This is a genomic window from Terasakiella sp. 4MB5A, assembly GCF_050058155.1.
GTDB classification, from domain to species: Bacteria; Pseudomonadota; Alphaproteobacteria; order Rhodospirillales; family Terasakiellaceae; genus Terasakiella; species Terasakiella halodenitrificans.
This window is the reverse complement of the sequence record NZ_CP188815.1, coordinates 2,247,706-2,262,160: the sequence shown is the minus strand read 5'-3', so window position 1 is coordinate 2,262,160 and position 14,455 is coordinate 2,247,706. Positions and strand designations below refer to the sequence as shown.

The 14,455-nt window shown below is 47.6% G+C and carries 13 protein-coding genes; all 13 read right to left on the bottom strand.

Translation table 11 applies throughout. From position 1 onward, the window contains the following. Positions 1-78: 78 nt before the first annotated feature. The gene (lpdA, locus tag ACI0FF_RS10445; protein WP_188660250.1) at positions 79-1,482 is read right to left on the bottom strand and encodes a dihydrolipoyl dehydrogenase; all 1,404 of its coding nucleotides are present in this window, start codon (positions 1,480-1,482) and stop codon (positions 79-81) included. 19 nt (positions 1,483-1,501) lie between these two features. Beyond that, complete coding sequence (locus tag ACI0FF_RS10440; RefSeq protein WP_419796798.1) at positions 1,502-2,800, bottom strand: pyruvate dehydrogenase complex dihydrolipoamide acetyltransferase; 1,299 nt, start codon at positions 2,798-2,800, stop codon at positions 1,502-1,504. Between the two features lie 22 nt (positions 2,801-2,822). Then, positions 2,823-4,196 carry a pyruvate dehydrogenase complex E1 component subunit beta gene (locus ACI0FF_RS10435; RefSeq protein ID WP_419796797.1) on the bottom strand — a complete coding sequence of 458 codons (1,374 nt, stop codon included), beginning with the start codon at positions 4,194-4,196 and terminating at the stop codon, positions 2,823-2,825. A gap of 25 nt (positions 4,197-4,221) precedes the next feature. Next, positions 4,222-5,235 (bottom strand): pyruvate dehydrogenase (acetyl-transferring) E1 component subunit alpha, encoded by a 1,014-nt coding sequence (gene pdhA / locus ACI0FF_RS10430; protein WP_419796796.1) that lies wholly within the window; start codon positions 5,233-5,235, stop codon positions 4,222-4,224. A 413-nt stretch (positions 5,236-5,648) separates the two neighbouring features. Beyond that, positions 5,649-6,956, bottom strand: a complete 1,308-nt coding sequence (locus tag ACI0FF_RS10425) for a sensor domain-containing diguanylate cyclase (protein WP_419796795.1) — start codon at positions 6,954-6,956, stop codon at positions 5,649-5,651. 95 nt (positions 6,957-7,051) lie between these two features. After that, positions 7,052-7,384 carry an antibiotic biosynthesis monooxygenase family protein gene (locus ACI0FF_RS10420; RefSeq protein WP_419796794.1) on the bottom strand — a complete coding sequence of 111 codons (333 nt, stop codon included), beginning with the start codon at positions 7,382-7,384 and terminating at the stop codon, positions 7,052-7,054. Positions 7,385-7,397: 13 nt separating this feature from the next. Next, a complete protein-coding gene (locus ACI0FF_RS10415) occupies positions 7,398-7,712 on the bottom strand; it encodes an FtsB family cell division protein (RefSeq protein WP_419796793.1) in 315 nt (104 codons plus the stop codon). A gap of 154 nt (positions 7,713-7,866) precedes the next feature. Then, complete coding sequence (eno, locus tag ACI0FF_RS10410; protein WP_419796792.1) at positions 7,867-9,144, bottom strand: phosphopyruvate hydratase; 1,278 nt, start codon at positions 9,142-9,144, stop codon at positions 7,867-7,869. 224 nt (positions 9,145-9,368) lie between these two features. After that, a complete protein-coding gene (locus ACI0FF_RS10405) occupies positions 9,369-10,418 on the bottom strand; it encodes a hypothetical protein (RefSeq protein ID WP_419796791.1) in 1,050 nt (349 codons plus the stop codon). Between the two features lie 114 nt (positions 10,419-10,532). Then, positions 10,533-11,396, bottom strand: a complete 864-nt coding sequence (kdsA, locus tag ACI0FF_RS10400) for a 3-deoxy-8-phosphooctulonate synthase (RefSeq protein WP_417820821.1) — start codon at positions 11,394-11,396, stop codon at positions 10,533-10,535. Positions 11,397-11,411: 15 nt separating this feature from the next. After that, positions 11,412-13,043, bottom strand: coding sequence for a CTP synthase (locus ACI0FF_RS10395; protein ID WP_419796790.1), 1,632 nt, complete (start codon positions 13,041-13,043; stop codon positions 11,412-11,414). Between the two features lie 108 nt (positions 13,044-13,151). Further along, positions 13,152-13,499: a preprotein translocase subunit SecG gene (gene secG / locus ACI0FF_RS10390; RefSeq protein ID WP_419796789.1), complete on the bottom strand. Its 348-nt coding sequence runs from the start codon at positions 13,497-13,499 to the stop codon at positions 13,152-13,154. 95 nt (positions 13,500-13,594) lie between these two features. Then, a complete protein-coding gene (gene tpiA / locus ACI0FF_RS10385) occupies positions 13,595-14,362 on the bottom strand; it encodes a triose-phosphate isomerase (RefSeq protein WP_419796788.1) in 768 nt (255 codons plus the stop codon). Positions 14,363-14,455 lie beyond the last annotated feature (93 nt).

Below are 14,455 nucleotides of genomic sequence, written 5' to 3'. Positions count from 1 at the left end.
AAACTAAAGCCCCCTCCCCGTCTTGATCAACTCACAAAAGCGTGTGCCCTTCATTTTTTTTGAAAGACACGACATGAACTAGAAATGGATGGCTTTACCGTAGGCATCCAAAACAGATTCATGCATCATTTCCGACAAGGTCGGATGCGGGAAGACCGTATGCATCAGGTCGGCTTCCGTTGTTTCCAGTGTTTTGGCAACACCAAAGCCCTGGATCAGTTCGGTTACCTCAGCCCCGACCATATGGGCCCCCAGCAATTCGCCGGTCTTTTCATCAAATACGGTTTTAACCAGCCCTTCCGGTGCGCCCAAGGCAATGGCCTTCCCATTCCCCATGAACGGGAATCGACCGACTTTCACCTTATAGCCTTTGTCTTTAGCCGCTTTTTCCGTCAAGCCGACGGAGGCCACTTGCGGTTCGCAATATGTACAACCCGGAATAAGGGATTTATCCAACGGGTGAACGTCTTTAACGCCTGCAATTTTTTCAACGCAGATGATGGCTTCGTGGGATGCTTTGTGGGCCAAACACGGCGCACCTGCCACATCACCGATTGCGTAAACACCGTCAGCCGATGTTTTACAATAACCGTCAATAGCGACAAAACCGCGTTCGTCCAGTTTTACACCTGCAGCTTCCAGACCGATGTTTTCCACGTTCGGAACCACACCGACAGCCGTAATAACCTTATCAACCTTGATTGTTTCGGTCTTGCCACCTTTTTCCAAGGTTGCGGTTACACCGTCAGCCGCTTTGTCGAGTTTTTTAACGAGTGTTCCCGTCTTGAACTTCATGCCGCGTTTTTCCATTGCTTTTTTTGCAAATGCGGAAATTTCGGCATCTTCGACGGGCATAATGCTGTCTAAAGCTTCGACAACGGTGACATCTGCGCCAAAAGTATGGAAGAAGTTGGCAAATTCAATCCCGATGGCACCACTGCCGATGACCAACAAGGATTTGGGAACTTCATTGGGCACCAAGGCTTCCATATAGGTCCAGACCTGTTTGCCGTCGGGCTCCAATCCGGGGAAGGATTTCGCACGTGCGCCTGTGGCCATGATGATGTTTTTGGAAGACAACGTGGTAAAGACTTTACCGTCTTTTTCGACTGAAAGCTTACCACCGCCAAGCAACTTGCCGTAACCGTCAAACACCTGCACCTTGTTTTTCTTTAACAAGTGGCCCACGCCACCGGACAGTTGTTTGGACACACCGCGAGAACGTTCAACGATCTTGGCGAGATCAAAGGAGACATCCTTGGCGCCCAGACCAAAATTGGCGGCATGTTTCATATGTTCGTAGATTTCTGCAGAACGCAGAAGTGCCTTGGTTGGGATGCAGCCCCAGTTCAGGCAAATCCCACCCAGATGCTTGGCTTCAACGAGGGCTGTTTTCAGCCCCAGTTGTGCCGCGCGAATTGCACCGACGTAGCCACCCGGGCCTGCGCCGACGACAATGACGTCAAAATTTGTATCGGACATCTTTTCTCTCTTTCCCGGGTTAAAGCATCAATGCGATCGGATCTTCGATCAAGGTTTTGAGTTCCTTGATAAAGGCCGCGCCTGTGGACCCGTCAATGCAACGGTGATCAACGGCCAGTGTCAGGGTGACAACGGTTGCAACAGCAAGTGCCCCATCCTTAACAACAGGGCGCTGCTCTCCCGCACCAACGGACAGGATGCCACCTTGGGGTGGGTTGATGATGGAGTTAAAGCTTTTGATCCCAAACATGCCAAGGTTGGAGATAGTAAATGTCCCGCCTTGATATTCTTCCGGTGCCAGTTTGCCGTCACGGGCACGTGCGGCCAGATCTTTGGCCTCATTTGCCAATGTCGCTAGGCCTTTGGAAGCGGCATCTTTGATGATCGGTGTGATCAGGCCACCTTCAACGGCAACGGCGATTGCCATATCGACCCGTTTAAATTTCAAAATCGCCCCATCAGTGAAAGCCACATTGCAATCCGGGACACGTGTCAGGGCCAAAGAGGTGGCCTTAACCAGAAAATCGTTAACTGAGATCTTGTAATCGGCACCATCACGGCTGTTGAGTTCTTTACGCAAAGCCATCAACTTGTCGATTTCCACGTCCACTTGCAGGTTAAAGTGCGGGATATCACGGGCTGATTCCGTCAAACGTTTGGCAATGGTTTTGCGCATGTTTGAATTTGGAACTGCGTCGTAGTCCGGCAGCAATTTAAAGATCGGATCATCAATGCTAATGGTTTTGCTTTCGCTTGCCACTGCTTTGGGTGCAGCTTTCGCTTCCGGTGCGGCTGGTGTCGCTTTGCCGGTTCCGGCAGCCAAGGCTGCATCAATGTCGCGTTTGACGATACGACCGCGCGGGCCTGTACCAGACAGGGCTTTCAGGTCCAAACCTTCTTGGGCAGCAATTCGGCGTGCCAAGGGGCTTGAGAAAATTCGACCGCCTTTATTGGTAACGGGGGCTGCCGGTGCTGGGGTTGGGGCTGCATCGGGTTTTGCCGGTGCGTCGGTCTGCGCCGGGGCACTGGGGGCCGGTGCTGCTGTCTCTGCCCCTTCAAGGGCACTTGCGTCTTCGCCGTCTTCCAGCAACAGAGCGATCAGTTCGTTGACTTTCACGCCTTGTGTGCCTTCGGCAACGAGGATTTTACCGATAACGCCTTCGTCAACGGCTTCGACTTCCATCGTGGCTTTGTCTGTTTCAATCTCGGCGATTACGTCGCCGGACTCAACGGTGTCGCCTTCTTTAACGCACCATTTTGCCAGATTACCTTCTTCCATCGTCGGAGAAAGTGCAGGCATCAAAATTTGAATAGGCATAATGCTGTTCCTTTATCCGAGGTTACTTGTAACAAACCGCTTTGGCGGCATTGACGATATCATCAATACGCGGCAAGGCGAGCTTTTCAAGATTGGCGGCATATGGCATTGGCACATCGGCACCGGCAATACGGGTGACAGGTGCATCCAGATAATCAAATGCATGTTCCATTACCTGTGCTGCGATTTCTGAACCGATGTTGGCGTAAGCCCAGCCTTCTTCAACCGTAACCAGACGGTTTGTCTTTTTCACAGACTCAACGATGGTATGTGTATCTAACGGACGCAAGGAACGCAGGTTGATCACTTCGGCTGAAATGCCTTGTTCTGCAAGCTTCTCAGCTGCTTCCAATGCCCAACCAACGGTGATGGAATAAGCCACCAGTGTCACGTCGCTACCGCTGCGTTCAATTTTGGCTTTGCCGAAGGGCACAACGAAATCTTCGTCTGTCGGGCAATCAAATGTTTTGCCGTACAGAACTTCGTTTTCCAGTACGATCACTGGGTTAGGGTCGCGAATGGCGGCTTTAAGCAACCCTTTCGCATCTTCAGCGGAATAAGGGACAACAACCTTAAGGCCCGGACAGTGTGCATACCAGGACGCATAACATTGTGAATGTTGTGCTGCAACGCGTGACGCGGCCCCGTTACATCCACGGAATACGATCGGACAGGAAATTTCCCCACCGGACATATAAAGCGTTTTGGCAGCGGAGTTGATGATGTGGTCAATCGCTTGCATGGCAAAGTTAAAGGTCATGAATTCGACAACGGGTTTTAAACCGGACCATGCTGCGCCAACGCCCAAGCCGGTAAAGCCGATTTCAGTAATCGGTGTATCGACAACACGTTTGTCGCCAAATTCTTCCAGCAAACCTTGAGAAATTTTGTAAGCGCCTTGGTATTGGGCCACTTCTTCACCCATGATGAAAACGTTTTCATCACGGCGGAATTCTTCAAACAAAGCGGTGTTTAGGGCTTGACGAACTGTCATGGCCTCCGTCGGGCCTGTGTAGGCGTCTTCTGCAACGGCAACCGGGGCGGCTGATGCGGTCGGTGCCGCACTTGCTTCACTTTGTGCCGGGGTACTTTCCTGCACCGCCGGGTCAGCGGCGCCACCTGCTGAATAATTGTCGGCTGCTGTGGCATCTTCGCCATCTTCCAGCAACAAGGCAATCAGTTCATTGACTTTAACGTTTTGTGTACCTTCTGGGATGACGATTTTGCCGAGAATACCTTCATCGACGGCTTCGACTTCCATTGTGGCTTTGTCGGTTTCGATCTCAGCAATCACATCACCGGATTCAACTTTATCACCTTCTGACTTGCACCATTTTGCAAGATTGCCTTCTTCCATGGTCGGAGAAAGCGCAGGCATAAGAATTTCAATAGGCATATTTTTTCCTCTATCTCTTAAACGCTTAGGCTTCGACCAACACGTCGGTCCATAGCTCGCTTTCTGCTGGTTCCGGGCTGGTTTGGGCAAATTCGGCGGACTTTGTCACAATGGCTTTAATTTCTTTGTCGATCTCTTTGAGACCGGCTTCGTCCATGTGATTGCCTTCGATCAAGAGATTGCGAACGAAATCAATCGGGTCGCTTTCTGAACGGACTTTCTGGACTTCTTCCTTCGGGCGATATTTCGCCGGGTCGGACATAGAGTGCCCGCGATAACGGTATGTCTTCATTTCCAAAATGACCGGACCTTCGCCCCGGCGACATTTTTCAGCGGCTTCACGTGCGGCTTCACGCACTTCAAGAACGCTCATGCCGTTGACCTGAATGCCGGGAATACCATGTGCGGCCCCGCGTTGAGACAGGTTTGTGTTGCTGGACGCACGTTCCAGGCTCGTACCCATGCCGTACTGGTTATTTTCAATGACATAAACGACTGGCAATTTCCATAGGGCCGCCATGTTGAAAGCTTCGTAAACTTGGCCCTGATTGACCGCGCCATCACCCATATAGGCAAAGTTGACGCCGCCATCTTCTTTATATTTGTGACCAAAGGCAAGACCAGTTCCCAACGGAATTTGTGCCCCAACGATCCCGTGGCCGCCGTAAAAGCCACTTTCCTTTGAGAACATATGCATCGAGCCGCCCTTCCCTTTGGAATAGCCGCCCTCGCGCCCTGTCAATTCGGCCATAACGCCGTCCGGGTCCATGCCGCAGGCCAGCATATGACCGTGGTCGCGATAGGATGTGATCAATGTATCTTGTGGATTGGCGATGGATTGAATGCCGACAACAACGGCTTCCTGTCCAATGTAAAGGTGGCAGAAACCACCGATAAGGCCCATGCCATACAGTTGACCGGCTTTTTCTTCAAAGCGGCGGATCAACAACATGTCCTTATAGAATTTGATAAGTTCTTCAGGTGTGGACTCAGGTGACTTTTTCTTACCCCGAGTTGTACGTTTTGTTTGTGTTGCCATAAGGGCTCCCCTTGGCTGTCCATGATCGGCAATAGATACGAAGCAAATTTATATCTTCTTAAAACCTAAAAAGGGACTGAGATGCAAGTTTTTCAAGGGGTGTAACTGTTTGTATTGCAGTGCAAAAATATAAATAAACTGCATAGTGGTTAATTTAAGCCTTAACCTTATGCTCTGTTTTGGATTTGCTTTGATTGTTAGTGCCACCATCAAGAACCAAGTAAAACCTGCGTATTAACTAAATAGCAGTTTATTTTATTGAGGTGTATATTGTTTGTAATGGGAACAATAAGTGTACTTTTTAGAAGGATTGCACTTATTGCGGTGCAAAAAATTCAAATAAGCAAGGTGGCGGTATTTGAATACCGGGTAAACATCCAGATTCGGGGAGGTGTGATTTTATTTTGTAAAAATCAAAGGGGGGCTTGTCCGGGCTTGGTTTTTGCGTAAACCACACAGTTACGCCCTTTAGATTTTGCCGTATAGAGGGCCGAGTCTGCGCTGAGAGTCAACTCTTCGCGTGAATGCGCATTTTCTGGATAGGTTGAAAGGCCAAAACTGGCCGTAATGGAAATGGGGATGTTTTTGTAATGTGTAATGTGTTTTTCGATCACATCGCGCACTTTTTCAGCCAAAATACAGGCTTCCTCACGCGATGTTGAGGGGCAAATCAGCATGAATTCTTCCCCACCCCAGCGAAACAGATAATCCGATTTTCGTACATGTTGCTTTAGAAGTTGGGCAATGTCTCTTAACACTTGGTCGCCGGCCAGATGACCATATTTATCATTTACGGTCTTGAAAAAATCGAGATCAAATATCAGTACGCTAAGTTGGTGCTTGTTGCGTGAGGCAAATTCCAACTGCTTGTCAAAAATACGAATACATTCCCGTCTATTTCTAAGGTCGGTCAATTCATCATATGCTGCCATTTCCATCAAGCGTAGTTCATGTGCTTTGTAATCGGTAATATCGCGCACAATCCCTGTTAAACTGAGCGGCTCACCATTCTTTAAACGTTCAGTAATGCATCCGACATCATGAACCCATAAATAATGCCCGTTTCGGTTTTTTAGTCGATAGACGGATTCAAATTTTTCGCGTGTCCCTTGAATGTGTTCTTCAAGAGCTTGCATGACCCGAGATAAATCATGGGGGTGAATATTGTTTGTCCACGTGTCGACTTTTGCTTCCATCTCATCAGGACCATATCCCAACATTCTTTTTAAGCTGGGGGAAAAATAGACACTATTATCTATAATATTCCAATCCCAAACCCCATCAGAACTGGAATTTATGGCGGTCCATATATTCTTTTCGCGGCCAATAAGGTCGGTTTCTTGCAGCTGTCGATTGGTAATATCGCGGGCAATAGAAAGAAAAAGTTCCTTATCCTGATATTGAATAACTGAAGTGATAACTTCAACAGGGAAAATTGTGCCATCTTTTCGTTTATGGCTTCCAATGAAGGTGAAGCATTTTGTATCACGTATGACTTGCGCAATTGAGGACCATTGTTGAGGGCCAATCACATCTTTTTGCAAGCTGAGTACGGATTGATGAAGAACATCTTCTTCGTCCATCAGTAAGTCCTTATAGCCTGCTGGATTTACCCATAAAATTTTTGAACTGTCTGGTTCTATCAAATAGACAGCGTCAGAAATATGCGCACATAAGTTTTTGTAGAATTCGAGATTGGGAACAATATTATTGCATTCCATTTACCTGACGTCCCCTTTCTTCTGCAAAAAATACAATTGTATGAATGAGTAAGAGAAATATCTAATGGAATCAAGGGGTAATTAATCAGATAAGACTAACTTTTAATCCAACGGTAGCCGTGTTCAATTTTCGCGACCTGTAATTGATAATCTTCGTACCACTTTTCCTTACCTAGTTTGCGCGCTTCAATATGTTCAAGGTTTTGTTTCCAGTCTTGAATAGAATCCAGATCTTGCCAATAAGAAACGGTGATTCCCTTGCCGGCGGGTTCACGCACGCTCTCCATGCCTAAGAAACCGGGTTGGCATTGTGCCAGTTCAACCATGCGATCCGCCATCTGGCCATATCCTTCGTTATCATCAGGGGTGCGTTGATTAACGAAAATGACTGCATAATATGGCGGATTTGGTAAATTTTTTGCAGTCATAACTGTGTCTGTCCTATTCAATAACAATAGCAAACTCGCTTGGAGCGGCAAAATTGAGAACGGCACGCGCACGTTCTTCCAGCATATCGGGATCTAAACTATCAGAGCGTAGTAAATAAACGCGATGTTCAAGCTGTTGGCGTTCTGCACGGATTTGATCTAATTGCAGCCGGGTTTTCTCAATGCGATTTTGGTAATCAAGCAAGGCACGGATACCACCATCGCCTTGTACAAAATGATAGGCAAAATTGAGAACCACGCACACACCAAGAACCGGGAGAAAAATTCCCGGTTGAAACTTGGTTCTGATGGTGCGCCAAGCTTTCATTTCACCCTATCCAAAAGAAGTATCGATCTTCTTTTTATGCACACAATTGGTAAACAAATTCTATATGGATTGTGATTGTTCGACAAAATAAATAGAAAAAGGCCGCCTCCGGTTCATCAGAGACGGCCTTTTTAAAAAACGAGAAACGTTTCTTTTATTTACGCAGAACCGAACGACCTGCATAAACAGCAGAAGAACCAAGCTCTTCTTCGATGCGAATCAATTGGTTGTATTTTGCAATACGGTCAGAACGGCTGAGGGAGCCTGTTTTGATTTGACCGGCATTTGTTGCAACTGCAATGTCGGCAATTGTCGAATCTTCAGTTTCACCGGAACGATGTGAAATAACGGCTGTATATTCTGCTTTCTGTGCCATTTCGACAGCTTCCAGCGTTTCAGACAGGGTGCCGATTTGGTTAACTTTGACTAAGATTGAGTTGGCAACGCCTTGGTTGATCCCATCAGCCAGACGTTTTGGGTTGGTTACAAACAGATCATCCCCGACCAATTGGCATTTATCACCAATTTTATCGGTCAGGATTTTCCAACCTTCCCAATCGTCTTCGTCCATGCCGTCTTCGATGGAAACGATGGGGAATTTTTCGACCAGATCAGCCAGATAATCAGCCATTTCAGCAGAAGACAGAGATTTACCCTCGCCCGCCAATTCGTATTTACCGTCTTTGTAGAATTCAGAAGAGGCAACATCCAGGGCCAGAACGATGTCGTCGCCGGCTGTATAGCCTGCATTTTCAATAGCTGTCATGATGAAGCTCAACGCTTCTTCAGAAGAGCCAACAGCCGGTGCAAAACCACCTTCATCACCAACGTTGGTGTTATGACCCGCAGCTTTCAGCGCAGCTTTCAAGGCATGGAATACTTCGGCACCCATGCGAATGGCTTCGCGGATGGAAGACGCACCAACCGGCATGATCATGAATTCCTGAATATCAACCGGGTTATCGGCATGTGCACCACCGTTGATGATATTCATCAAAGGAACCGGCAATTCGCGGGCAAAGACACCACCGAGGTATTTATAAAGCGGCAAGCCAGCTTCTTCGGCCGCAGCGCGTGCAACTGCCATTGAAACGCCCAACATGGCGTTTGCGCCCAGACGGCCTTTGTTTTCTGTGCCATCCAGATCGATCATGATTTGGTCGATCAATAATTGTTCGTCAGCTTCCATACCCAGCAGTGCATCAAAGATTTCACCGTTGATGGATTCAACAGCTTTTTCAACCCCTTTGCCAAGGTAACGTTCTTTGTCGCCATCGCGCAGTTCAACGGCTTCGTGGACACCGGTGGACGCACCGGACGGAACAGCAGCGCGACCAAACGCACCGGATTCCAGCAAAACGTCAACTTCAACAGTAGGATTGCCACGGCTGTCGAGAATTTCGCGACCGTGAATATCGATAATGGCGCTCATTAAAAAAGCCCTCTCGGAAGATCAGAATACAAAATGGAAAATAGTGCCCGTTTGATACTGTGTTGAGCGCAGAAATGCAAGCATTATGGGCTTAAGGTAGGAAAAGGGAATGAAAACAAATTTTTCTAATAATTAGATGTGCGAAATATTTAATAGAAAAAAAGGGTGACACCCTTAGCTTGAGAGGGCCACCCTTAAAATTAAGATGTTGCATTGTGCCTGAATTAATTTTCTGAAAGGCTTTTTAATTGTGTCAATGTTTCCACAATGCCTTGCATATCTTGCCCCTGCGCATTTTGTATGGCGGGTATTACATTGAATACACTCGGTGCGTTGTGGATTGTTTTCACGTAATTATTGGTTGGTAATTCATGCGCACAGGCTGCCGCAATCAGGACATTAAGACCCAAGGGATGGTTGTTATCTTTTTTGATTGAATAGGTCATGTCAAACAATTTTACATTATGCCCATACTGTTGCACTTTGTAAGTGTAAATGCCAACAGATTCAACAGTTTCTCCGGTTCCGACTTGATCGTGAAGCAGGATAATCTGGCGGTTTTTGTTGGTCGGGATCTGGTCAACGTGTAACGCGGGATCATATGCCATTTGGATACCGCTTTCACGAACGGCATGGGCATTAAATTTTTGATCAAGATAATCAAGATTAGACCCGCGATAATTGCTTAAGACAGCACAACTGATGTCATTGCGCCATGTCAATAAAGAGGCCGCCACATTTGATCCGGATCCTTGTGATGCTATCACCAGTTTTTCAATTCCGTGTTTGGCTTTAATTTGATTCAAGGCAGCATTAATTAAACGGTGGTTTCCTTCGCCAAATTGCTCACCGTGATAGCCGGAGGATCCAAAGGTTCCCGGTCGTCCAATAAAGATAAAGGGCATATCTGCGCGAGAAGCATTGGAATAGGCAACCGCCTGCATGAAACCAGGGGTGAAAGTGTTATAAACTTCAGATACATCAGTGACATATTGTCCAACCAGTTCAAGGCTGGCAAAACTGGGGTGAAGATAGACCATCGCCTGTTTGGTATTGTCCTTCAAGCCATGCGAAAAATATTTAAGACATTCGGATTGTTTTTGCCAGCTTACCCAGACTGATTGTTTGTCACGAAGGCAGATTTCTTTTTGGGATGTTGCCCCGTCGATCATAACATCCGGCCTAAAAGTATTACCGTTTTTCACACGTTCTGCGACACAGCCGCTCAAGATAATGATCGTGAAGAAATAAGCGGAAAATCGCAGGAAAGACATACCATACACCCTTATTTTAAACTGGCTTTATTTGTATACTTTGCCTGTTTAACGTGTTTTTATGAGACTCGCAAATTTTTTGTTGATTTAAGTGTTTGCTTTTTCACGAACAACTTAATAAGTCGCCATACCAACCAGATCGACCGGGTTGGCTTTTGCAACTTCATCCAAGGCTTTCAGTGTTTCCAGAACGCCTTTCAGCTTGTGGACCGGGATCATGTTCGGGCCATCTGAAATGGCTTTGTCCGGGTCGTTGTGGGTTTCGGCAAAAACCCCTGCAATACCTAGGGCAATGGCAGAACGTGCAATGACCGGGGCCAGTTCGCGACGGCCACCAGAACTATTGCCCTGTCCGCCCGGTTGCTGAACGGAATGTGTGCAATCAATGATGACCGGATAGCCGGTATCATGGGCCATTTGCGGCAAACCGCGCATATCTGTCACAAGGGTGTTGTAACCAAAGCTGGAACCGCGTTCGGTAATTAAGATGTTCTCATTACCGGTTGATGCGACTTTCTTACAGACATTGGGCATATCCCATGGGGCAAGGAATTGGCCTTTTTTAACATTTACTGCCTTGCCTGTTTGACCTGCTGCCAAAAGGAGATCGGTCTGACGGCATAAAAAGGCCGGAATTTGCATCATGTCGCAAACTTCAGACACAACCGCGCATTGGTCTTCGGTATGGACATCGGTGATAACGGGGCAACCGTATGTGTCTTTCACTTCCTGAAAGATGGAAAGGGCTGGCATAATGCCAATACCACGATTGCCTGCCACCGATGTACGATTGGCTTTATCAAAAGAAGATTTATAAATAAGACCGATACCGAGATCAGAACACATTTCTGTTAAGGCATGGGCCATTTCCAAGGCGTGGTTGCGCCCTTCCATAGAACAAGGGCCGGCGATCAGGCAAAAAGGCAGATCATTGCCAAAGGTGACATTGCCGACTTGAACGTGTTTTTGCGCAACCATGATTATTTCCCTTGATTATACCAAACGGTTCTGTTCGATCGCCGCCTTGATGAAGGCTTTAAAGATCGGGTGCGGGTTTGTCGGGCGCGACTTCAGTTCGGGGTGGAACTGAACACCGATAAAGAACGGATGTCCCGGCAATTCGACGATTTCAGGTAAAATACCGTCCGGTGACAGGCCTGAGAATTTCATGCCGGCCTCTTCGAGTTTTTGCTTGAAATCGACATTGACTTCGTAACGGTGACGATGACGTTCTGAAATTTCATTTACACCGTTATAAATATTGTAGGCCAAGGTATCCGGCACAAGTGTACAAGGATAAGCACCCAAGCGCATTGTGCCGCCAAGGTCGCCGTCTTCACTGCGTTTTTCCTTGCTGCCGTCTTCTTTTGCCCATTCGGTCATCAAGCCAACGATCGGTGTTTTACAAGCCCCGAACTCGGAAGACCCTGCCCCGTCAATGCCGGCCATATTGCGGGCTGTTTCCACAACAGCCATTTGCATACCGAGACAGATCCCAAAATAAGGGACTTTTTCTTCACGGGCGTATTTGATGGCAGCAATTTTGCCTTCTGCGCCGCGTTCACCAAAACCGCCGGGAACCAAAATAGCGTCTTTATCTTCCAATTGCGCCAAACCACCTTCTTCGAGAAGGCTTTCCGCATCAATCCAGTGCTGGTTGACTTTGACATTGTTGGCTATACCGCCGTGGGTCATGGCTTCGGCCAATGATTTATAGGCTTCCAGCAGTTCTGTATATTTACCGACAATGCCGATGTTGACTTCACCTTCCGGTTCCAAAACACGGTGAACGATTTCTTCCCATTGGGAAAGATCCGGTTCCGGTGCAGCCATGCCAAAATGTTTAAGGACGACCGTATCCAAGCCTTCTTCATGATAAGAAAGTGGTACGCGGTAGATGGTATCCACATCCAGTGCCGGAATAACAGCATCTTCGGCCACGTTACAGAACAGGGCAATTTTGCGTCGTTCGCCTGCCGGGATTTCACGATCACAGCGACAGAGCAAAGCATCCGGGCTGATGCCGAGGCCAAGCAATTCCTTGACCGAGTGCTGGGTCGGTTTGGTTTTTAATTCACCAGCCGCCGGGATATAAGGGACCAAAGTTGTGTGCAGGTACATGGTACGTCCCCGTCCCAACTCGTTCCCCATTTGGCGGATAGCTTCTAAAAACGGTAAGGATTCGATGTCACCGACTGTGCCGCCGACTTCAACAAGGATAAAATCTTCGTCTGTTACATTGGCTCTGGTAAATTCTTTAATCGCTTCGGTTACATGCGGGATGACTTGTACTGTTGCCCCCAGATATTCACCGGCGCGTTCTTTTTGAATAACGGTGGAATAGATTCGCCCAGACGTTACGTTATCGCTTTGCATGGCATTGACCGATGTAAAACGTTCGTAGTGTCCAAGGTCCAAATCGGTTTCCGCCCCATCATCGGTGACGAAAACTTCGCCATGTTGATACGGGCTCATGGTGCCCGGGTCGACGTTAAGATAAGGGTCCAGTTTACGCAGTCTAACTTTAAAGCCGCGCGCTTGGAGGCAGGCACCCAGCGCAGCTGAACCCAGACCTTTACCCAAGGATGAAACCACACCGCCAGTGATAAAAATATAACGTGTCATATCAAACAACCTAAACGTCGATCAAATTCATTAAAAGAAGAAGAGGCAGCCATTTGACCGCCTCTTTCATCCAATTTCAAGCTTGCTTTTTAAACCAAAAGCAAAAACTTATTTTGCTAGAGGCGCACCCGGCTCATTGGACTTTTCCGGTGCCGGTGCAGATTGTTCTACTGCCGCCGGTGCACCTGTGTCCGTATCTAAAATAGAGGTCGTGTTGCGCTCTGCATTGGCAAGCAATGACAGGATTAAGCTTGTCAGCATAAAGCCACCTGCAAGCAACCCTGTTGCCCGTGTCAGCAAGTTTGCTGTGGAACGCCCTGTCATAAGACCGCTCATACCACCGCCACCGCCGCCACCAAGGCCGCTTAAAGCACCGCCTTCAGAGCGTTGGATCAAAACCAAAATGATCAGGCCGAGGCACAAGATCAAATGAATAACGAGAAGTACGTTTGTCATCGCTTCTCTTCCATCCTTACATTCAAACAAATCGAGCGAGCGTAAAATTTACGCCCGCGAAAAAATCTTGGCGCTTCTTTTAGCGCGAAGTTTAACTAAAGGCTAGGACAACTTTGCGCAATTGCCCAAAAATCTTCTGCTTTTAAGGCAGCACCACCGATCAACCCGCCATCTACGTCAGGGAGAGCCAGTAATTCCTTGGCATTTTCAGGTTTCATCGAGCCGCCATAAAGAATACGAATGTCATCAGCCGCTTCTTGACCAAGTTTGGCGGCCAAATTTTTTCGAATATCGCTATGTACGTTTTGGACATCATTAGGAGTCGCGACCTTACCAGTGCCAATTGCCCAAACAGGTTCGTAGGCAATGACCGTATTGTCAGCATTTGCTCCTTGCGGAACAGAATCTTTAATTTGCGCGGTGACCACATCCAATGTTTTGCCGTTTTCACGTTCAGCTTCGGTTTCACCAACACATATAATAGCAATTAAGCCTTCAGAATGTGCTGCGACGGCTTTTTGTTCTACCAGTTCGTCGGTTTCTTTATGGTTGGTGCGACGTTCAGAATGACCTAGAATAACGTGGCTGCATCCGGCATCTTTTAACATGGCGGCGCTAATATCACCCGTATGTGCGCCTTTTTCTGCGGTATGGCAATCTTGTGCCCCTAAAAAGACACCGGTTCCATCAATGACATGGCCGACGGTCTCAATGACGCTGAAGGGGGGGCAGATTAACAAATCAAATGCGCCGTGCGATTTGTTTTTGCGCAAAGTACCAACTTCATCGGCCAGGGCGCGTGCATCAGAACGCAGGCCATTCATTTTCCAGTTACCGGCAATTAATGGACGTCGTGTACTCATAATGTCCAACCCTCATTCATTTTGTCATGGGAAATGATGTTTAAAATGTGTCCTGCTTTTACACAATTTGACTATTGAGAGCTAGAAGATAAT

Bases quoted from the DNA above. Each gene is read 5' to 3' on its own strand.
- ACI0FF_RS10415 (WP_419796793.1), bottom strand. From the start codon at position 7,712: ATGAAAGCTTGGCGCACCATCAGAACCAAGTTTCAACCGGGAATTTTT.
- kdsA (WP_417820821.1), bottom strand. From the start codon at position 11,396: ATGGTTGCGCAAAAACACGTTCAAGTCGGCAATGTCACCTTTGGCAAT.
- ACI0FF_RS10440 (WP_419796798.1), bottom strand. From the start codon at position 2,800: ATGCCTATTCAAATTTTGATGCCTGCACTTTCTCCGACGATGGAAGAA.
- ACI0FF_RS10420 (WP_419796794.1), bottom strand. From the start codon at position 7,384: ATGACTGCAAAAAATTTACCAAATCCGCCATATTATGCAGTCATTTTC.
- ACI0FF_RS10425 (WP_419796795.1), bottom strand. From the start codon at position 6,956: ATGGAATGCAATAATATTGTTCCCAATCTCGAATTCTACAAAAACTTA.
- ACI0FF_RS10405 (WP_419796791.1), bottom strand. From the start codon at position 10,418: ATGTCTTTCCTGCGATTTTCCGCTTATTTCTTCACGATCATTATCTTG.
- ACI0FF_RS10435 (WP_419796797.1), bottom strand. From the start codon at position 4,196: ATGCCTATTGAAATTCTTATGCCTGCGCTTTCTCCGACCATGGAAGAA.
- ACI0FF_RS10395 (WP_419796790.1), bottom strand. From the start codon at position 13,043: ATGACACGTTATATTTTTATCACTGGCGGTGTGGTTTCATCCTTGGGT.
- lpdA (WP_188660250.1), bottom strand. From the start codon at position 1,482: ATGTCCGATACAAATTTTGACGTCATTGTCGTCGGCGCAGGCCCGGGT.
- pdhA (WP_419796796.1), bottom strand. From the start codon at position 5,235: ATGGCAACACAAACAAAACGTACAACTCGGGGTAAGAAAAAGTCACCT.
- eno (WP_419796792.1), bottom strand. From the start codon at position 9,144: ATGAGCGCCATTATCGATATTCACGGTCGCGAAATTCTCGACAGCCGT.
- tpiA (WP_419796788.1), bottom strand. From the start codon at position 14,362: ATGAGTACACGACGTCCATTAATTGCCGGTAACTGGAAAATGAATGGC.
- secG (WP_419796789.1), bottom strand. From the start codon at position 13,499: ATGACAAACGTACTTCTCGTTATTCATTTGATCTTGTGCCTCGGCCTG.